Here is an 18637-nt window from a genome sequence, read left to right on the forward strand (position 1 = left end):
CGTGGACCGCGGCGCCGGGCACGCCGGCGCCGCGTGCATTCCCCGAGTCTACTCGCGGGGGCGCGGCCTCAGACGAAGTCGAAGACGGGGGGAACGGTGACCACGACGAAGGCGGCCCAGACTCCGTACACGGGGAGATAGCGGGTCTGCCAGCGTTCCAGGTCGGCGAATCCCGCTCGGCCGCGCAGGAATCCGAGGCCGAGCCGGACCGACCACGCCAGGTTCACCAGCAGCACGACATTCAGCCCGAGGGCGACGACCTTGTTCGGCGATGACCCGAACTCGGCGATGCGGGTGAGCATGGCGGTCAGCATCACCACGTCGACGGCGAGGGCGCACAGCACCAGCACCAACTGCACCCGGTCGAAGAAGCCGGGCGGGGCCAGCGGGTCGCGCGCCGAGATCGAGTACAGCAGCAGGCCGAGGACCAGCACCAGGATCAGGTCCATCAGGATGAGCAGGGTGCGGTCGACGTCGATCACGCTGCGGGTCGTCGCGAACGCGGCGAGCAGGGCCACCAGCATGAGGATGGTCAGCGGGGTGAACACCCGGGTGAGCACGGGCGCGATGTTCTCCACGACGTTCTGCTTGGCCTCGACCAGCCAGGCCGCGACGATCACGGCGCCCGCGACGCCGAACGGCAGCACCCAGTCCTCGATGACCGGTTCGATATCCAGATCCAGCGTGCCGAACGCGCCGACCGTCAACCCGATCAGGACGCCGCCGCCCAGGGCCAGCAGGGTCAGGTAGACGAACCATTCGCCGGTGAACCGGATGAAATCCATGCGGCGCCGGTCCGATCGCCAGTCACCGCCGACATACGCCAGGCCGATCACGAACCACAGCGCGATCGGCGCGTGGATCGCCGCGATCACCTCCGTCGCGCCCTCGGGCTCGAAGGGATACAGGTTCAGCACCAGCGCGACGAGCACGAACGGGACGGCCAGCGCGATCGCGACCCGTGCCGTCACCTGCCGCTTCCACGCGAAATACGCGGCGAGGAAGGGGAGTACGAGCAGCGCGGCGTTGACGCCGACCGCCGACCCGTGCAGCCAGGCGAAGCCGGCCTTCAGCGACAGGGCCGCGCCGACCGCGAGCGCCAGGACGACCACCAGCTCCCGATTGCGCTGCCGTCCGGTCGTGTCGGCCTCGGCGGGCACCAGGACCAGCTGCTTCCACAGTCTTTCGGAATGCTCGAGCGCGAACTCGCGGGACAGGGCATCGAGGCTGCCCATCCGCTTCACCGCTACCAGGAACGCCTCGTCGGCGTCCAGTCCGGCGTCCTGGAGGGACGAGACCTGTTCGCGCAGATGGTCTTCCATCTCGTCGACGTCGGCGATCGAGATCGCGCGGTGGCGCTGGACGTAGCCGCGCCACTGCTCGATATTGGCCTGGAGCTGGGTCTCGGCGTCCATCACGCCCATCCTTTCGCCACGCTGGGGCGGGTCGTGGCGTCGCGCCAGACCTGGTCGAGCGCCTCGGCGACGACGGCCCACTGCGCGCGTCGCTCGGCGAGGGCGGCCCGGCCCGACTCGGTGATCAGGTAGTGCTTGCGCCGTCGCCCGCTGTCGGCGGTACGCCAGGCCGAGGTCACGTGGCCCTGCCGCTCCAGGCGGTGCAGCAGGGGGTAGAGCATGCCGTCGGTCCACTGCATGCGGCCCCGGGACAGGTGGTTCACCTGCTCCAGAATCGCGTACCCGTACGACTCGCCCTCGGCGAGAATCCCGAGTACCAGTGGGGTCGCCGAGGCTGCCACCAGGTCTTTGTCGATCCGCATCGGACTCCTATACCTAGAACCGCTAGGTCATAACCTAGCAGACCTAGGTATGCCGCGTGTCGGACCTCGAAGGATGCTTTCATTCAGTAACAATGTGGCGTCCCGGTCGGATACGGGGGTGATACGACACGAGTGGAAGGATCTGTATGACTATGCGAGTGAGGTCCACGATCGCCGGTCTCGCGGCGGGCGTAGCGGTGGTGGCGGGGACGATGGTCGCGGGCGCCGGGGCGGCGAACGCGCTGCCGAGCAGCCTGGTCGGCATCAACTGCCTCGGGCTGAGTCCGAATATCGTCGATGTGCCCTACAGCAACCAGGTGATCGTCTCCTACCTGTACGACCAGTCGGGGCTGCCGTCGTTCACGGTGCATTCCGGTGCCAGCATCTGGGGCTACCAGACCCATCCCACGCTCACCTGGACCAATCTGGCCACCGGGGCATCGGGCTCACTGACCGGGCACACGAACATCTCGTCGTTCTTCGGCACCGGCGGCACGGTGTACTTCACCGACGTGCCGACCGGGACCGGGCCGGTGCGGATCGACCTGTCGGTCGTCAACACCGGACCCGTGCCGGTGCCGGTCGTGACCTGCTCGGGGACCACCGACATCGTCTGAACCGGCATCTGATCGACCCGACTCCGGCCGGGGGCGCACTGCGCCTCCGGCCGGAGCTGTGCGTGGCGCCGCCCCGCTCGGTCACGGTCCGCCGCACGGCATTTCGGGGTCGGTCCGGGATTTCCTTAGCAAGGGTGATGATTTCGCACCCTAGGGTGATGATCGCCGTTTTTCGCCTAACAGGGCTGTTCAGGGTCCCGATGGAGTCAGCAGAACGCGCGACCGGCGCGACGGACGAGGAGTCGAGAACCATGAAGAACGCAGTTCGGATGAGCGCGCTGATCGCCATCGCCGCGGCGGCGGTGGCGGGTTGCAACGCGGAGAACGGTTCGGCCGCTTCGCCGTCGACGAGCCGGGCGACGACCACGGTCGCCGCGAGCGCGCCGCAGACGCCGGGCGAGCAGCCGCGGGCGACCGAGGCGCCGGGTGGGAACGGGTCGTCCGGCGGCACCCAGGCACCGGTGGTGACCGAAGCGCCTCCCGTCACCGCGGCCCCCGGCACCACGAAACCGAAACCGGCCGACGACCTCAGCGGACCGGGCCGCTGCATCGATCCCCAGTCGACCGGCGTACGGAACGCGCTGGCGCGCCTCGACGGCAACTGGGTCGCCCAGCAGGCGTCGGCGGACCTACCGGGTCAGTGCGCCCAGCTGCTGTGGGTGCGCGCGGTCGGCGGCAACTCCGCGGGCGCGCCGATCCACGTGCTGTTCTTCCATGACGGAAAGTGGCTGGGCACAGCAACTTCCGAGGCGTACGCGTTCACCTCGGTGGTCGGCTACACCGACACCACCGTGACGGTCGAGTACAAGTGGCTCGCGGGCGACGAGCCCTTCGCCGCGCCGCAGGGCGGTCCGGTGGCGATCCACTACACCTGGAACGGCTCGAATGTCGTCATGAGCGGGCCGCTGCCGACGGAAGTGACCCAGCCGCACCGCTAAGCCGGTTCGGGGTGCAGCACCAGCACGGTGATCTCGCTGGGCGCGAACACCCGCAGCTGCGGACCCCAGAAACCGGTGCCGCGGCTGGTGTAGAGCTGGGTGTTGTTCGCGTGCCTGCTCAGGCCGGCGACCACCGGCTGATCCAGCCGGACCAGGTAGTGGAACGGCCAGATCTGCCCGCCGTGGGTGTGCCCGGAGATCTGCAGCGCCACGCCCGCCGCGGCGCTGTCGGTGATCTGCTTGGGCTGATGGGCCAGCAGCATCACCGGCAGCGCGGGGTCGGCGCCTGCCAGCGCGGCGGGCAGGTCGGGACCGTGGCCGGGCAGACCGGCGCCGGTGGGGTCGTCGATCCCGGCGACGACCAGGCGAGCACCGTCGCGCTCGACGGTCCGGTGGGCGTTGTGCAGCGGCTGCCAGCCGAGCGAGGCCATGTGGTCGATCCAGCCCTGCGCGTCACCGAAGTACTCGTGGTTGCCGGTGATGTAGAAGCGGCCGAGCGGGGCCTCGACGCGGGCCAGCGGGTCGACCTGGGCGCGCCGCTTCACCACCGAACCGTCCGCGAGATCACCGGCGTGGCAGGCGATATCGGGGCGCTGGGCATTGACCACGTCGACCACCCGCTCGGACCAGCGCTGCCGGTCGAGCGCCGCGTAGTGGGTGTCGGTGACGACCACGACGCGCAGCCCGTCCAGGCCGGCGGCCAGGCCGCGGATGGCGACGTCGACGGTGCGGACCCGCGGCACCCGGCGCGCCTCGTAGACGCCCCAGGCGACCAGCGCGACCGAGACCGCCAGCACCCCGAGCGCCACGATCCGCGCGGCGAGCGGGCCCTCCACCCCGGCGACGGCCAGCCCGCCCCGCACGAAGACGCCGAGCACCGACCACGAGAACACCACCCACAGCACCCCGAGCAGGGTGTCGCCGACGATCACCGCCGGATCGGACTGGGCCGGTCCGTGGCCGAGGAACATCGCGGCGGGCAGACACAGGTAGCCGAGGACACACACCGCGGTCCCGGCCCAGAACAGCGGGCCGGTGCCGCCGGTGGGCGCCGCGACCAGCGTCCACCAGGGCAGCGCGAACAGCAGCGCCGGAATCAGCAGCATCAACATCAGGCGTACAGCGAATCTCACTCCGGTCCCGTCCTGCGCAGGGCCGCCGGGTGCGGTCGCGGCCACGAATAGATCATCCACACTAGCGCCGCCCCGTTGCCCGGCGGCGCGTCGACCGGTTCACTGGTGCCATGCGGATCGCCACGCTCGCCGCAGCGGCTGTCACGGTGGTGCTGCTCGTCGCGGGCATCGTGCTGCTCCGCGACGATCCGGGGGTCGCGACGACCGCGGGCACCTCGCTGCACGAACTCGGGCACGACGGCAATACCCGCAGCTACCGCGTCTACCGGCCCGCCACACTGTCCGAGCCCGCGCCGCTGGTGGTGATGCTGCACGGCGGACTCGGCACCGGCGAGCTGGCGCAGCGCGGCGTCGGCTGGGACGCGGTGGCCGAGGCCGCCGGGTTCGTCGTCGCCTATCCCGACGGTGTCGGCCGAGCCTGGAACGCCGGTGGCGGCTGCTGTGGGAACCCCGGCCGCACCGGCGTCGACGACGTGGGCTTCCTGACCGCGATGGTCGACGAGATCGCCCGCGCCCTGCCGATCGACCGCGCGCGGATCTACTTCACCGGGATGAGCAACGGCGCCATGATGGCCTACGCGATGGCGTGCCGCACCACGCTCGCCGCCGCCGTCGGCGCGGTCGCGGGCACCCAGCTCGGCGACTGCGCGCAGCCCGACCCGGTCTCGGTGATCCATGTGCACGGCACCGACGACGAGAACATCCGCTACGACGGTGCGCCGGGCAGCGGCGTCGCGCGGATCGACGGGCCGTCGGTGCCGGAGCTGAACGGGTTCTGGCGGACGGTCGACGAGTGCGCGGCACCGGTGTCCACGTCGAGCGATCGGGTGACGACCCTGCGCGCCACCTGCCGCGACGGACGCGCGGTCGACCTCGTCACCGTGGCGGGCGCCGGGCACCGGTGGCCCGGCGCCGACGAGCACGGAGCGATCGACGCGACCCGGGTGATCTGGGACTTCTTCGCCGCGCACCACCGATGAACCGGCGCAGCGTGATCCGACCGGCGGCGGCGCCGGGGCCCAGCCGATAGCCTGACCGGGTGATGGAGTTCGGGCCGGGGGCGAGCCTCGCGGGGTATCGCATCGAACGCAGGCTCGGCGGTGGGGGCATGGGCGCGGTCTATCTGGCGCGACATCCCCGGCTGCCGCGCCACGACGCGCTGAAGGTGCTCGACGCGCGGCTCGCGGTGGAACCGACCTTCCGTGCCCGCTTCGAGCGGGAAGCCGATCTGGCCGCGCGCCTGCGGCATCCGAATGTGGTGCAGATCTTCGATCGCGGCGTCGACGGCGACCGGTTGTGGATCGCGATGCAGTTCGTCGACGGACTCGACGCGGCCCAGCTGCTGCGCCACGGCCTGGCGATCCTCACGCCCGCGCGCGCGGTGCGAATCGTCGTCGAGGCGGCCAAGGGCCTGGACTACGCGCATCGGCAGGGACTGCTGCATCGCGACATCAAACCGGCCAACCTGCTGATCGCCCGCGCCGACGACGGTGCCGACGAGGTGCTGGTCACCGATTTCGGGATCGCCCGCAGCATGGGCGAGACGACCAGCCTCACCTCGGCGGGCTCGGTGCTCGGCACCCTGGCCTACGCGGCGCCCGAGCAGCTCGAAGGCGATCCGCTCGACGTCCGCACCGATGTGTACGCGCTCGGCGGCACCCTCTACGAGCTGCTCACCGGCTTCGTCCCGTTCCAGCGCGACAGTCCGGCCGCGATGATCAGCGCGCACCTGATCGAGGCGCCGCCGCGCCCGTCGGCGGGCAACCCGGCGCTGCCGCCCGCCATGGACGCGGTGATCGCGCGCGCCATGGCGAAGAATCCGCGCGACCGGTTCGCCTCCTGCGGCGAGCTCGCCGACGCGGCGGTGGCGGCGCTTGCCGGGACCATGCCCGACACCCCGCTGTCGGCGGAGACGCTGGTGTCGCGGTCGGCCGAACTGCCCGCGCCGCCGGGCAAGCCGCGGTCGCGGGCGCGGGCGATCCTGGTCGGCGTCGGTGCGGCCGCCGCCGTCGCCGGGCTGACTGCGATCGCCGTGCTCACCGCCAAAGACCGTGTCTCGTCGGGTGATTCGAACGCGCCGGGCCCGACACCGGCGGCACAGATCGGCGCGGTCCCCGACAGCCCGACCGCGGCGACGGTGCTGCGCCCCTGGCTCGACGACGTGCGGGCAGGCGATACCGACGCGCTGATCCGCAAGTGCTGGACCCAATCACCCGTCGAGATCCCGCGCATGTACGGCGACGTGAACCAGATCACCGACGCGGTGCGCCGCCCCGGCATCCTCGGCCAGTTCGGTCCGTACTGGCAGAACGACGTGCTGAAGGTGAGCCTGCGGCCCAGCGAGCTGCGCTCCGGCTACGGCTGCCCGATCGTCAGCGACCGGGCGGCGACGCGGCTCACCGACGAACAGGCCCGCTATACCGTCGAGCGCTACCTGAGCCGGGTGGTCGGCTACCCGGTGAACCCGGCCGACGTCGAGCCCGACTATCCGCTGCTGTGCGCCGGCGCCCAGCCGGGCACCGCGCTGTCGGGGGTGCGGCGCTTCGACGACAAGGCGCTCACCGTGCGTGGTTCGACCGGTTCGGTCGTCATCGTCAGCGCGCCGGTGACCAGCGCCGATGGTGCCGCGAAGGAGGCGTATCTGACGCTCGACCACGGCACCGACGGATTCTGTATCTCCCGCATCGCCACGACCGGGTAAGCGCGCGAGCCGAAGAGAACTGCGTCACATCGGTTTTCGATGTGCCCCTCGGATCGGGGGCGCGCTATGCTGCCCGGCAGGATCCGTCCGCAGGCTGTCGCGCCGCGGCCGGGTGGAGTGGGGAGCGGCGTGGCCGCACAACGGAAAGGTCCGAACACGATCATGCGTGGCGTAACTGTGGGAGGGGCGCCGGGGCGCCGACACCGCACGAGCAGACTCCTGGCGGGTGCCGCGGTGGCCGCCATGCTGCCGTTCGGCGCGTCGGTGGCCGCGGTCGGGCCGGCGGCGGCCGACGCCGATCCGTCGGCGATCGATTTCCCGGTCGATTCCTCGATGGGCACCATCAACACCCGCATCGTGCGGGCGGCCGACGGCAACACCGACCGGGTGGTCTACCTGCTCGACGGTGAACGTGCCGAGGACGACCTGAACGGCTGGGAGAAGCACACCGCCATCCCCGCCCAGATCGCCAAGTTCAACATCAATGTCGTGATGCCGGTCGGCGGCCAGTCCAGCTTCTACGCCGACTGGGACCAGCCGAGCAGCTTCAACGGCGTCAACCCCGACGGTTCCCTGCTGCCCAGCGCCGACTCCGGATCGGCCATCGGCGGCTGGGAGGACACCCAGGGCAAGACCAACACCTATCAGTGGGAAACCTTCATCACCGAGACCCTGCCGGACGCGCTGAAGTCCCGGCTGGGTTTCAGCGACACCCGCAACGGCGTGGTCGGGCTGTCCAGCGGCGGTAGCGCGGCCCTGCTGATGGCGGCCTACCACCCCGAGCAGTTCGTCTACGCCGGATCGCTGTCGGGCTATCTGCACATGTCGATGCCGGGCATGCGCGAGGCGCTGGCCGGGGCGATGATCGCCAGCGGTGGCTACAACATCGAGGCGATGGCGCCCGCGGGCAGTGAGAAGTGGAAGCGGATGGACCCCTACGGGTTCGCCGAGAAGCTGATCGCCAACAACACCCGCCTCTACATCTCCGCGGGCAGTGCCAAGCCCGCCGATCAGGACCTGTCCTCGATCGACGCGATCACCCAGGGCATGCCGCTCGAGGCGATCGCGTTGGCCAACACCCGCTCGTTCGAAAAGCGGATCACCGCACTGGGTTACACGAACGTCAGCTACGACTTCCCCGATATCGGCATCCACAACTGGGGCACCTGGGAGCAGGTCGCCATCCGGTTGATGCCGGATATGGCGCGCAATATCGGCAAGCCGCTGCCCGCGGGCGCGCCGCCCGCCGGTGGGGAACCGCCGGCCGGTGCGCCGGGTGGTCAGCCGCCCGCCGGTGGCCAGCCGCCCGCGGGCGAGCCGCCGAAGTAGTCTCTTCCCTGCGCGAAACCGCCGTTGCCTCCATGGAGGCAACGGCGGTTTCATTTGTGCCGGGTCAGCGTGTCCTGATGGGGCTTTCGTTCGTCCAGCCCCAGGTGTCGCCGACGCGGACGGTGATCTCCGCCGGTGGTGCGGCGACCAGGCGGGTGAGGCGCTGGAGTTCGCCCCAGTCCCTGGTCCAGTCCTCGGCGAGGTAGGCGGGGATGGTGCGCGACCGCATGAGCAGACCGGTCCAGCCCAGCGGCCCGCCGCCGGTATCGCCCTGCCAGGTCTCGGAGACCTGCGCGTTGAGCTTGTCCGGCTGGATCCGCCAGATCGGCAGCTCCGCGACCCCGGCCTCGTGGTCGAACGGTCGCTGGCACGGGAAGGCCAGTCCCACATGGAAATCCCCGAGCACCGGATCCGCGGTGCCGACCACGGTGTTCAGCGACGAGAGTTTCGGCAGGCGCGGGGGCGTGACCGCCAGCCACTGCATCGGATCCGGTTCGCCCGCCGCGGCGACGAGCCGGACCGCCGTGGTTCCGGCGGGGATCTCGTCCAGGTCGATCGGCAGGTTCCGCCAGCCCGGTGCGCCACCGACCGTGGGTGGGGTGAGTTCACCGGTGGGGGTGAAGGTTCCGTTCGCCGCGTGGGCGAACTCGACCCGCAGTCGCTGCCCGGGCAGCGGACTGCCGTCGGGAGCCACGGATTCGATCCGGCCCGCCACGGTGAGGATCAGCACCCGGTACGCCGAATCCTGCTGAGCGGCAGCGAGATCCAGGCGGTACCACTGGGTGGTCAGCTGGGTGCGTTGCGGTGCGCCGGTGGAGTAGCTGCCCAGGACCGGGGTGCGTTCGGGGACGAGACCGAAGGGGAGGGCGACGGTGCTGCCGTTCACGCCGGGGGTGGAGCCGGGTCCGCCGGAAATAGGTCCGCCGGGACCGCCAGGTGCCGTGCCGCCGGGCGTTGATCCACCTGTACCACCGGGACCTGTCTGGGTAGAACCGCCAGGAGTGCTCTGGCCGGGTCCGCCGGTGGTGGAGCCCGAACCGCCTGTGGTGTTGCCGGGACCGTTGGGAGCCGATCCGCTGGGGCCTGCGCCGCCGCCTGGACCTGCGCCGCCGCCTGGGCCCGAGCCGCCGCCCGGACCTGCGCCACCAGGGCCGCCGGGGGCGGGGCCGGAGCCTGATGGGGGTGCCGAGGATTGGCCGGGGCCCGGGTCGGGGGCGAGGCTGCCGAGGCCGTTCGGGGTGAAGCCGGTGTTCTCGGCGGCCAGGCCGTCGGCGACGGTGCCGGTGTAGGGGGTCAGCAGTGAGTCGGCCGTGTTGGTTTCGACCAGGACGGCGTCGGCCATCGCGCAGGAGTTCCCGGTCATCGTCCGAAGGTTCGACAGCGCGACCGAATAGGCGGGGTACTGCGCGACGGCAGCGGTGGCCAGCGATCCCACGTCGAACAGCACCATCGCCGCCGCGGCGACCGTGAGGGGCGCGACCACCGGCAACCGGAATCGTCCGGCGCCCCTGGGAGTGCCTGCGGCTGTGCGCTGCGGGCTGCCAACGTTGGATGTTGTGCTGGGCGAGGTGGTTTCGGGGGTCGCGCGGTAGTACTGCCAGAGGGCGAGCAGCAGGGTCAGGGCGGTGGCGGCGAGGAAGAGGGTGGAGACCTCGATGCCGGCGAGGGTTGGGGCGCGGTCCGGCCACGGGACGCCGTAGCCGGAGACGTACCAGTAGCCGTTGGAGCCGGTGCAACAGATCGCGAGCAGGAACAGGACCGCCGCCGCGAACAGGGTGCGGAGGTAGGGCGCTCGAATGACGCTGCGGCTCAGCGCGACAGCGGCGACCGCGGCCAGCGCACCCGCGAGACCGGCGTAGACGCCGAAGTGGTGGGTCCACTTGGTGGGGGTGAACATCATAAGCAGCAGTGCGAGGAAGGTCACCGCGAGAATGCGGGTGACCGGGCCGCGGGCGGTCGACGGGATGCGACCGCCGCGACGCAGGGTCACCAGGATGCCGACGGCCAGGGACAGCAGCATGGCCAGTACGCCGAAGCGCCGGGCCAGGGAACCGTCGGGGTTCACCGACAGCAGGGAATCCCAGCGGGTGCGCTCCTCGAACCAGGACATGTCGGGGCCGACCAGCTGGCGGACGCGGGTGGCTTCCAGCACCGTCGCGAGGGTCTGGTCGGCGAAGACCACGACGAGCACGAGGACGCCGGCGGCGGCGATCGGCGCCAGCACGGCGGCGTAGCGCAGCAGCGCGGGGCCCGAATCCGTGGTGGCGCGCGCGATGACCGTGCGGAGCACCGGCCGCGAACCGGCCAGCAGGGCGGCCAGGCAGATGAGGCCGGTCGGGCCCGCGGCGAGAGAGAACGCCGCGATCGCCACCGCGACGGCGGCGGGCAGCAGCCTGCGGGTGGCGATGGCTCGCTCCATCGAGCACCAGGTGAGCAGCGCGCCGACCGCGATCAGCGGTTCCGGGCGCAAGCCGTTGTTGTAGGGCAGCCACAGCGACAGGAACACCAGGGCCGCGGTCCAGCGGGCCGCGGTGCTCGCGGCGACGCGGGAACCCAGGCGCGGCAGCACTTCCCGGCTGAGCACCAGCCAGCACACCAGGCCGGCCAGCAGCGCGGGCAGGCGCATCCACAGCCCGGCTTCGCTGATCCGGGTCAGCTGCGCGAGCACCTCGTAGGGCCAGCCGAACGGTGCCTCGGCGACCTGGAACCACCGGTAGTAGTTGGCGGTGTACCCGGCCTCCCTGGAGGCGCGCGCCATGGTCAGGATGTAGCCGTCGTCGGAGCTGTTCGCGCCGATCACATGCCAGACCACCAGCGTGCCCGCGACCGTCGCGTCCAGACCGGTGCAGCGCCACCAGCGCGCGGGCAGCACGCGCCGCGCCCGCCGCCCGTCGCGAATGTCACCGCGATGCAGGCAGATCAGTGCGATGAGCGTGCACAGCACCGCCCCGAGGATGGCCGCGAGCTTCCACCCGCTCGGACTCGACGAGAACCGCGCATCGATCTCGGCATGCAGGCGCGCGTCCCCCGCCCGCCCCCGATCCAGCTCGGTGTAGACCCCGACCAACTGCGGACGCACATCGCCATCGATGGTGGTCCGCAGCGGCGACCCGTCGGCCTTGGTCAACCCGGTGAGCTCGGCGGTCGTCCCCGACGCCGTCGAGACGACAGTCAGCGCACCGCATCCCACCGAATGCCCGTTCTGCGTTGCGCCCCCGGGGTTTCCACCACCCTGCTCCCTCGTGGACGGTGATGCGCCGGGTGATCCGGTCGGCTGGTTCGTCCCGCCGGGCCCGGCGGGAGCCGATCCGGCGGGAGCGCCCGAGGGTGCGCCCGGGCCTGGTGCTGATCCAGCGGGCGTGCCGGACGGCGGAGCGGCGGGCGCGGGTGTCGCCCCGGCAGAGGCACCGGAAGGCGCGCCCGGACCGGCGAGGCCTGATCCGGCCGGAGCGCCTGATGGCGGTGTGCCAGGACCTGGCGCTGATCCAGCGGGTGCGCCGGACGGCGGCGCCTCGGGTGCGGGGGCCGTCCCGGCGGATCCGCCTGGGGCCGGGGGTGCTGATCCGGCTGGCGCGGTCGGGCCGGTGGGAGCCGATCCGGCCGGAGCGTTCGACGGAGGCGCGGCGGGACCTGGCGGCGTTGCGCCGGGTGGGGGCGTGGCACCGGCGGGTGGTGTTCCCGGAGGCTGCCGACCATCGCCAGGCGCGGCAGTGCCGGGCGCGGGGGTGCCGGAAGGCGGCGTGGCACCGGGCGCGGGTGCGCCGGGAGGTGGGGTGCTGCCTGCGGGTTCGCCGCCGGGCGGTCGACTGCCGGATGATTCGGATTCGGTGGCGGGCGCACCGCCGGGCGTCCCGGCGATCTCCGCCAGCGACGCGCTCAGCAGCAGGCGATCGCGGAGGACGACCGCCAGGGTCCGCCCGGTCTCCGGTCGGTCCTCGATCCGCGCGACCAGTCCCTTCGATCCGGCGCGCGGCGCCTCTGGCGGCACCGTCGTCAGCACCGTCGCGCCGGTCAGGTCCCGCAATGCCGTGCACGGCACGCTGAGCTCCAGCGACAGCGGCACGTAGTCCACCAGCGGCGCGCTCAGCTGCATCGACTGGGGCTGCGGCCAGTCCAGGCTCGCGTGTTCCTGTCGCACCGGCAGCAGCGGAGCCGCCACCGCCAGCGCCACCCCGACGACCCCCGCCACGATCCCGACCATCCGCACCCGGCCGAAACCGGAAGAATCTCCACCCACAGCCGACGATGCTAGCCATATCCGGCCGGGCCGGGGTGGGTCAGTGCGGGCGGCGGAGTTCGGTGACGGCCAGGCGGGCGGCTTCGCCGATGGCGGCGTCGACGACGGGCAGGGTCGGGTCGGCGCGGGCGGCGCGGGTGAAAACCGCTACCGCGACCGGGGTTTCGCCGGGGAACTCCACCACCGCGACCTCGTTGCGGATGACGCCGATGGTGCCGGTCTTGCCCGCGACGACCACACCGCGGTGCGGGAAGGCGGCCGCGATCCGGTGTGGCCAGATCTGCCTGCTCATCACGGCGCGCGCGAATTCGGTACTCGCCGTGGACAACACGTCACCGCGCCAGAGCAGGGACAGGAACCGGGTCATCTCCTCGGGGGTGGTCGCGCTGGTGTAGGCGGGGTCGTAGGCCGAGACGGTCCAGGCCTCGTCGTTGTCGGCGAGCGCGGCGAAGGCCTCGGCGGTGGTGTGGGTGTCGGTGTCGCGCACCAGGCTGCGGTGCTGATCGGCGGTGCCGCCGACGACGCGGGTCTCGGTGAGGCCGAGCGCGTCGAGGAGATCGGTGACCGCGGCCAGGCCGAGTTCGCCGAGCAGCACGTCGGCGGCGGCGTTGTCGGACACCGTCATCATGGAGGTGGCCAGGTCGCGGCGGCTCAGGGTGACCGGATCGTGCAGCGCCGCGAGGCCGGTGGGTCCGGGCGTGCAGTCGGCGGGGTCGACGGTGATCCGCGCGGCCGGGTCGAGCAGCCCGTCGTCGACCCGGCGGCAGAACGCCACGAACAGCAACAGCTTGTACACCGACGCGATGACCACCCGCTCGCCGCCGCCAACGGACAGCTCGGCGGAGGAGCCGTCGCAGCGCCGGGCGTGCAGCCACCCGCTGCACCCGGCGTCGGCGAACACGGCGCGGATCCGGTCGGTCACGCTCATCGCAGGCGCTCGCGGTAGAGCACCCGGTCCAGGGCGTCGGCGTGGTCGCCCGCGTCGGGACGGCGGATGATCCGGACCCGCAGGGCGACCGACTGCGGCGCGAGCGTCAGCCAGACCACGCCCGGAGTCGGTGTCGGCGGGGTGGCCGTGAGGCCGAAACACGTGCCCGCGGCGACGGCGGCAAGCACCGCCCGGTCGTCGGCCGCGGTGAGGGTCGCGGTGTCGAGGCCGCGCTCACGCAGCAGGTCGAGCACGGTGTCGAAGGCGGGCGGATTGGCGGCGCGGGCCGGATGCGCGAAGTGCAGGTCGGCGAGCATCGGGAAGGTCGGCCGTTCGGCGGTGGTGGTGCGATGCTCGGCCGGAACCACCAGCCAGCGTGGCAGTTTCACGACCGGCCCGGCGTCGAGCCCGTCGACCAGGGCCGGATGCTCGATCACCGCGACATCGCAGATCCCGGCCCGCACCTCGGCGGCGAGGTCGGCGGTCGTGCCGAGCGCGGTCGAGACGGTGCCGCCCGCGACCCGCAGCGCGGTGACACAGGCGGTGACCAGCCGGTCCGGCAACGCGGTCGTGGCCGCGAACCGCACGGTGCCGCTGCGCTGGGCGATCCGTTCGGATTCCGCGAGCAGCCGATCGGCGTCGTCGACGAGCAGCCGGGCCCGCGGGAGCAACTGCCTGCCCGCGGCGGTGAGCATCGCGCCCTGACTGGTGCGGTGGATCAGCTCGAGGTCGAGGTGCTGTTCGAGGCGGCGCAGACCCTGCGACAGCGGCGGCTGCGTCATCTCCAGCGCGGCGGCCGCCCGCCCGAAGTGGCCCTCGTCCGCGACCGCGACGAAGAACCGGAGGTGACGGAGCAGATCCATGTCGGCCATTGAACCAGCGCCCGGCACACGGCCACCCCGGATCGGCCACGGGTGCTCGACCGTTCACCCGATCCGGCCGGGAACGACCTGCGCCGATATCGATGCCGACTCGGCGGCGGCCGTGTCGGGTATTGGCTCGCGCACCGGCGGCGGTGATGGGGTGCGGTGGTGACTTCCTTCGTGACCACCACCCTCCGCTGGCGGCTCGCCGCCGCCGCGCTGGCGCTCGCCGCCGTCGCCGTCCCGGCCTGCTCGAACGCCTCCGAGGCGACCACCCCCGCCACCTCGTCGACCGCGTCGGTGGCGCTCTCGTTCGCCGCGCTGGAGACGGAATACGGCGCGCGCCTCGGCTTGTCGGTGGTCGACACCGGCACCGGCCGCACCGTCGCGTACCGGGCCGACGAGCGTTTCCCGATGGCCTCGACCTTCAAGGGCTTGGCCTGCGGCGCCCTGCTCCAGGCGCACCCGCTCGCGAGCGGCTACTTCGACCAGGTCATCCGGTACACCGCCGCCGATATCGTCGTGAACTCCCCGGAGACCGAGCGGCACATCGACACCGGCATGACAGTCGCCGCGCTCTGCGCTGCCGCGATCACCCAGTCCGACAACACCGCGGGCAACCTGCTGCTCCGGTTACTCGGTGGCCCGGAAGGTTTCACCGCCTTCCTGCGCACCCTCGGCGACTCGGTGTCGCGCCTGGATCGCTGGGAACCCGAGCTGAACACCGCGATCCCGGGCGACGAACGCGACACCACCACGGCCGCCGCGCTGGCGGCCGACTATCGGGCCCTCGTCGTCGGGACCGCGCTGGCCGAGCCCGAGCGCGCCCAGCTCGCCGCCTGGCTGAAGGCCAGTACCACCGGCGCCAAGCGGATCAAGGCGGGGTTGCCCACGGACTGGATCGTCGGCGACAAGACCGGCACCCCGGCCTACGGGTCCGCGCTCGATGTCGCCGTCGCGTGGCCGCCGGGACGCGCGCCGCTCGTGCTCGCCGTGCTCACCACCAAGCCGCAGCAGGACGCCGAGCCCGCCAACGCCCTGGTCGCCGCGGCGGCCAAACAGGCGGTCACCGAACTGGAGTGACGTGCCAGCCCGCCGCCACCGATGCCGCGCAGCGCGCCGGTTCATCGCCCGCCGCGACGAAAAGCGCGGTGAGGACCGGGATTCCGGAGTCCAGCGTGGCCGGTGGCAGCGGGCCGGTGGCGACGAGCCCGGCCAGTCCGTGGCCGAAAGTCCAGCTCTGGGTGGCCAGTTCGAGCGGGTCGACCTCGGCGTGGAAGCGGCCGGCGGCGCGGGCCGCGGCGGCCGCCGTCACCAGGCGGTCCAGGGTGGCGTCGGCGGCCGTGGCGTCCTCGAGGGCGAACCCGGCGTCGAACATCACCCGGTAGAGGTCGGGACTCGCGAGCGCGTTGGCCAGGTACGCGCTGCCGAGAGCGGCCAGATCGCGCTCCGGATCGTCGGTGACGGGCGTTATGTTGTCGGCAGTCGACCCTCGGATGGTGGGAGAGAACATGGCAGTGGAACTGGTGAATCCCGACGGGCTGCCCAAGCCCGAGGTCTATCGGCAGCTCTCGATCGCGACCGGGTCGCGGCTGGTCTTCCTGGCCGGGCAGGTGGCGCGCGACGCCGACGGAAACCCGGTCGGTACAGGCGATTTCGCGGCGCAGGTCGAACAGGCGTACCTCAATATCGGCACCGCGCTGGCCGCGATCGGCGGCTCGTTCGACGATGTCGCCAAGCTGACCATCTATGTCGTGGACTGGGGCCCGGACAAGTACCCGCTGCTGGGTGAGGGGGTCGCCCGCGCCGCGGCGAAACTAGGCGTCGACCCGGTCAAGCCGATCACCCTGCTCGGCGTCGCGGCGTTGGGTGAGCCCGATCTGCTCGTCGAGGTCGAGGCCACCGCCGTCCTCGCCTGACCGATCAGCTCGCGCCCGCGACGAGCACCGGCGTCCCGGCCGCGCGATAACGGCCGGGGGCGGTGCCGAACGCCCGCTTGAACGCCTTGCCGAAGGCGTATTCGGAGCCGTAGCCGCTGCGCCGGGCCACCGTCGCCAGCGGATGATCGGTGTCGCGGAGGAGCCGGGCGGCGGTGAGCATCCGCCAGCGGGTGAGGTAGGTCAGCGGCGGTTCGCCGACGAGCTCGGCGAACCGGCGGGCGAAGGCGGCGCGGCTCAGACCCGCGGTGGCGCCGAGGGATTCGACGGTCCAGCCGTGCGCCGGGTCGTCGTGGATGGCGCGCAGGGATCGGGAGATGTCGGCGTCGGCGACCGCGGCAGCCCAGCCCGAGGACGTCGCGGCCTCGGCGAGATGAGCCCGCAGCAGATAGAGCAGCAGCAGATCCAGCAGTGGGGGAATCGCCGCGTCGGAGCCGGGTCCGGCGTCGGTGAGTTCGGCGGCGAGCAGTTCGACGGCGGCGCGCAGCGCCGGATGGGTGCCCAGCCGGGCCGGGGCGTGCACCACCTCGGGCAGCTCGGTCAGCAGGGGATGGGTGCGGTCGACGGCGAGGTGATACGACCCGCACAGCAGCGTCGCGGGCGCGCCCGGTCCCTCGATGAGCCGGATGTCGCCCGGTCCGGCGGTTTCGGTGATGGGACTGTCGAGCTGGTCGAGCAGATCGTGGGCGATGCCGCGCGGCAGGAACACCGCGTCGCCCGCGCCGAGCGCGAGCGGTTCCACCCCGGGCCGGGTCAGCCAGCACGACCCCTGGAGGACGACGTGGAAGCCCGCGCCGTCGATGTGCGGATATCGCCTGCCCCACGTGCCGTGCCGCACGAACATCCCGGAGGCGGGGGTGCCGGTCCGCGCGGTGGCGAGAACGTCGCTGAGCAGGTCCATGTCGGAAAGCCTACGTCACGAGACGATGGGATATCTGCGAAAGATTCTGGATGATTTTCTGTCTCGATCACGGCGCATAACCTGAGTTCATCATCCCGATGAACAAGGAGAACGACATGAAGATCGCCGTCTACGGAGCCACCGGACACGTCGGCCGATTCGCGGTGGCCGAGCTGCGCGGGCGTGGCATCGACCCGGTGGTGGTCGGCCGCGACGCGGAGCGGCTCGCCGAGGTCGGCGGGGTGGCCCGGGTGGCCGCCGCCGACGATCACACCGCCCTGGTCGACGCCTTCACCGGGATCGACGTCGTGATCAGCACCCTGCCCGACTACACCGGCAACGGGGCCGGGGTGCTGCGCGCCGCCATCGCGGCGGGTGCCCACTACGTCGACGTCGCGGGCGAACAGCTCTTCGTCCAGCGGGTGTTCACCGAGTACGGTCCGCTCGCGGCCGCGGCGGGGGTCACCCTGGCCACCGCCACCACCGAGGCGGGCATCTTCGGTGATCTGCTCGCCCACCTCGGGGCGCAGCGGCTCGGCGGTGCCGACGAGATCGTGCTGAGTCATGTCGCCTTGCCGGGCGGGGAGGGGTCGCGCGGCAGCATGCACACGGTCCTGAAGAACCTGGACGTCTTCACCAGTGGTGGGTTGTCCTGGTCGGACGGCGAGTTCCGCACCGGTCCCCAGCCTCGTCGCGACACCTTCCTGGTTCCCGGCACCACCGAACCCATTGCCGTGCGCAAGTTCCCGCAGCCGTCGGTGGTGACGATCCCGCGGCACACGCAGGCGGGCTCGGTCGAAGGTGTGCTGGCGACGTCGATCTTCGAGATCATCGGCACCGTCACCGAGGCCGATCTGGCGGCCGCGCCGGAGACGCCGTCGGCGCCCGCCGCGTACTCGGTGGTCGTCGACGTCCGCCACGAGGGACGCACCCTGCGCGGCATCGGCAGCGGACCCGACGCCTACCGCAACAGCGCCCAGCTCGCGGTCGAGGTCGCCACCCGGATCGCCGCCGGCGCGGGCACGCCGGGCGCGCAGGCTCCCGCCGAACTGTTCGAGCCCGCCGAATTCCTCGACGCGCTGGCCGCGTTCGGCATGACGTGGACCCTCGACTGACCGGTGGTGCCCGGCCGGGCAACTGTCTCAGTGGGTTTCGGCCGTCACGCCCCGCGCGTGACGGTCGCCACGGTCGGCACCGCCCGGAACCGGTATCTCCGCAGGTCGACGGATCGAGGACATCCCGATTCGGTAACGAATCGCAGACGAACTCGTGATGA

The 18637-nt window shown here is 71.9% G+C and carries 16 protein-coding genes and 1 pseudogene; 8 read left to right on the forward strand and 9 right to left on the reverse strand.

All coding sequences use genetic code 11. From position 1 onward, the window contains the following. Nucleotides 1–68 precede the first annotated feature (68 nt). Nucleotides 69–1424: a permease prefix domain 1-containing protein gene (locus ACFYWJ_RS13060; RefSeq protein WP_387164740.1), complete on the reverse strand. Its 1356-nt coding sequence runs from the start codon at nucleotides 1422–1424 to the stop codon at nucleotides 69–71. After that, entirely contained in the window at nucleotides 1415–1777 is a 363-nt protein-coding gene (locus ACFYWJ_RS13065; RefSeq protein WP_355282930.1) for a PadR family transcriptional regulator, read from the reverse strand. The genes ACFYWJ_RS13060 and ACFYWJ_RS13065 overlap by 10 nt, the downstream gene beginning before the upstream one ends. Before the next feature lie 146 nt (nucleotides 1778–1923). Here ACFYWJ_RS13065 and ACFYWJ_RS13070 point away from each other — a divergent pair, with 146 nt between their 5' ends. Beyond that, complete coding sequence (locus tag ACFYWJ_RS13070; RefSeq protein WP_355282927.1) at nucleotides 1924–2394, forward strand: hypothetical protein; 471 nt, start codon at nucleotides 1924–1926, stop codon at nucleotides 2392–2394. 251 nt (nucleotides 2395–2645) lie between these two features. Continuing rightward, complete coding sequence (locus tag ACFYWJ_RS13075) at nucleotides 2646–3332, forward strand: LppP/LprE family lipoprotein (RefSeq protein WP_355282924.1); 687 nt, start codon at nucleotides 2646–2648, stop codon at nucleotides 3330–3332. On the opposite strand, the gene ACFYWJ_RS13080 is transcribed toward ACFYWJ_RS13075, so the two are convergent. Further along, nucleotides 3329–4465 (reverse strand): metallophosphoesterase, encoded by a 1137-nt coding sequence (locus ACFYWJ_RS13080; RefSeq protein ID WP_355282921.1) that lies wholly within the window; start codon nucleotides 4463–4465, stop codon nucleotides 3329–3331. The genes ACFYWJ_RS13075 and ACFYWJ_RS13080 overlap by 4 nt on opposite strands. A gap of 110 nt (nucleotides 4466–4575) precedes the next feature. Between ACFYWJ_RS13080 and ACFYWJ_RS13085 the strand changes: the two genes are divergently transcribed. From ACFYWJ_RS13085 to ACFYWJ_RS13095, 3 genes are all read left to right on the forward strand, one after another. Next, nucleotides 4576–5445 carry a PHB depolymerase family esterase gene (locus tag ACFYWJ_RS13085; RefSeq protein ID WP_355282918.1) on the forward strand — a complete coding sequence of 290 codons (870 nt, stop codon included), beginning with the start codon at nucleotides 4576–4578 and terminating at the stop codon, nucleotides 5443–5445. Between the two features lie 62 nt (nucleotides 5446–5507). Then, nucleotides 5508–7166, forward strand: coding sequence for a serine/threonine-protein kinase (locus tag ACFYWJ_RS13090; RefSeq protein WP_355283112.1), 1659 nt, complete (start codon nucleotides 5508–5510; stop codon nucleotides 7164–7166). Between the two features lie 243 nt (nucleotides 7167–7409). After that, entirely contained in the window at nucleotides 7410–8495 is a 1086-nt protein-coding gene (locus tag ACFYWJ_RS13095) for an alpha/beta hydrolase-fold protein (RefSeq protein ID WP_355283110.1), read from the forward strand. 64 nt (nucleotides 8496–8559) lie between these two features. Here ACFYWJ_RS13095 and ACFYWJ_RS13100 read toward each other — a convergent pair whose 3' ends face one another. The 4 genes and pseudogenes from ACFYWJ_RS13100 to ACFYWJ_RS13115 form a co-directional block, all read right to left on the reverse strand. Then, nucleotides 8560–11685, reverse strand: a complete 3126-nt coding sequence (locus tag ACFYWJ_RS13100; protein WP_355283108.1) for an arabinosyltransferase domain-containing protein — start codon at nucleotides 11683–11685, stop codon at nucleotides 8560–8562. Nucleotides 11686–12396: 711 nt separating this feature from the next. Further along, nucleotides 12397–12696: pseudogene (locus tag ACFYWJ_RS13105) on the reverse strand (hypothetical protein); the annotation flags it as partial. 76 nt (nucleotides 12697–12772) lie between these two features. Beyond that, the gene (locus tag ACFYWJ_RS13110) at nucleotides 12773–13660 is read right to left on the reverse strand and encodes a serine hydrolase (protein ID WP_355282915.1); all 888 of its coding nucleotides are present in this window, start codon (nucleotides 13658–13660) and stop codon (nucleotides 12773–12775) included. Then, nucleotides 13657–14532, reverse strand: a complete 876-nt coding sequence (locus tag ACFYWJ_RS13115; protein ID WP_355282912.1) for a LysR family transcriptional regulator — start codon at nucleotides 14530–14532, stop codon at nucleotides 13657–13659. Before ACFYWJ_RS13115 ends, ACFYWJ_RS13110 begins: the two co-directional genes overlap by 4 nt. Before the next feature lie 210 nt (nucleotides 14533–14742). On the opposite strand from ACFYWJ_RS13115, the gene bla reads away from it, so the two are divergent. Next, entirely contained in the window at nucleotides 14743–15606 is an 864-nt protein-coding gene (gene bla / locus ACFYWJ_RS13120) for a class A beta-lactamase (RefSeq protein WP_387164761.1), read from the forward strand. On the opposite strand, the gene ACFYWJ_RS13125 is transcribed toward bla, so the two are convergent. Then, complete coding sequence (locus ACFYWJ_RS13125) at nucleotides 15590–16036, reverse strand: TetR-like C-terminal domain-containing protein (RefSeq protein WP_355282906.1); 447 nt, start codon at nucleotides 16034–16036, stop codon at nucleotides 15590–15592. The two genes, bla and ACFYWJ_RS13125, sit on opposite strands and share 17 nt — an antisense overlap. Here ACFYWJ_RS13125 and ACFYWJ_RS13130 point away from each other — a divergent pair. Continuing rightward, a complete protein-coding gene (locus ACFYWJ_RS13130) occupies nucleotides 16035–16442 on the forward strand; it encodes a RidA family protein (protein ID WP_355282903.1) in 408 nt (135 codons plus the stop codon). The two genes, ACFYWJ_RS13125 and ACFYWJ_RS13130, sit on opposite strands and share 2 nt — an antisense overlap. Before the next feature lie 4 nt (nucleotides 16443–16446). Here ACFYWJ_RS13130 and ACFYWJ_RS13135 read toward each other — a convergent pair whose 3' ends face one another. After that, nucleotides 16447–17361 (reverse strand): AraC family transcriptional regulator, encoded by a 915-nt coding sequence (locus tag ACFYWJ_RS13135; RefSeq protein WP_355282900.1) that lies wholly within the window; start codon nucleotides 17359–17361, stop codon nucleotides 16447–16449. 116 nt (nucleotides 17362–17477) lie between these two features. Here ACFYWJ_RS13135 and ACFYWJ_RS13140 point away from each other — a divergent pair, with 116 nt between their 5' ends. Then, complete coding sequence (locus tag ACFYWJ_RS13140) at nucleotides 17478–18476, forward strand: saccharopine dehydrogenase NADP-binding domain-containing protein (protein WP_355282897.1); 999 nt, start codon at nucleotides 17478–17480, stop codon at nucleotides 18474–18476. The last annotated feature ends 161 nt before the right edge of the window (nucleotides 18477–18637 follow it).

The sequence above is a fragment of the Nocardia sp. NPDC003269 genome (genome assembly GCF_042888005.1).
Lineage (GTDB): Bacteria > Actinomycetota > Actinomycetes > Mycobacteriales > Mycobacteriaceae > Nocardia.

What these genes read in the sequence shown, in the direction of transcription:
- ACFYWJ_RS13115 (WP_355282912.1), bottom strand. Translation starts at nt 14,532, where the DNA reads ATGGCCGACATGGATCTGCTCCGTCACCTCCGGTTCTTCGTCGCGGTC.
- ACFYWJ_RS13130 (WP_355282903.1), top strand. Translation starts at nt 16,035, where the DNA reads ATGGCAGTGGAACTGGTGAATCCCGACGGGCTGCCCAAGCCCGAGGTC.
- ACFYWJ_RS13070 (WP_355282927.1), top strand. Translation starts at nt 1,924, where the DNA reads ATGACTATGCGAGTGAGGTCCACGATCGCCGGTCTCGCGGCGGGCGTA.
- ACFYWJ_RS13110 (WP_355282915.1), bottom strand. Translation starts at nt 13,660, where the DNA reads ATGAGCGTGACCGACCGGATCCGCGCCGTGTTCGCCGACGCCGGGTGC.
- ACFYWJ_RS13135 (WP_355282900.1), bottom strand. Translation starts at nt 17,361, where the DNA reads ATGGACCTGCTCAGCGACGTTCTCGCCACCGCGCGGACCGGCACCCCC.
- ACFYWJ_RS13065 (WP_355282930.1), bottom strand. Translation starts at nt 1,777, where the DNA reads ATGCGGATCGACAAAGACCTGGTGGCAGCCTCGGCGACCCCACTGGTA.
- ACFYWJ_RS13085 (WP_355282918.1), top strand. Translation starts at nt 4,576, where the DNA reads ATGCGGATCGCCACGCTCGCCGCAGCGGCTGTCACGGTGGTGCTGCTC.
- ACFYWJ_RS13090 (WP_355283112.1), top strand. Translation starts at nt 5,508, where the DNA reads ATGGAGTTCGGGCCGGGGGCGAGCCTCGCGGGGTATCGCATCGAACGC.
- ACFYWJ_RS13060 (WP_387164740.1), bottom strand. Translation starts at nt 1,424, where the DNA reads ATGGGCGTGATGGACGCCGAGACCCAGCTCCAGGCCAATATCGAGCAG.
- ACFYWJ_RS13075 (WP_355282924.1), top strand. Translation starts at nt 2,646, where the DNA reads ATGAAGAACGCAGTTCGGATGAGCGCGCTGATCGCCATCGCCGCGGCG.
- ACFYWJ_RS13140 (WP_355282897.1), top strand. Translation starts at nt 17,478, where the DNA reads ATGAAGATCGCCGTCTACGGAGCCACCGGACACGTCGGCCGATTCGCG.
- ACFYWJ_RS13095 (WP_355283110.1), top strand. Translation starts at nt 7,410, where the DNA reads ATGCTGCCGTTCGGCGCGTCGGTGGCCGCGGTCGGGCCGGCGGCGGCC.
- ACFYWJ_RS13125 (WP_355282906.1), bottom strand. Translation starts at nt 16,036, where the DNA reads ATGTTCTCTCCCACCATCCGAGGGTCGACTGCCGACAACATAACGCCC.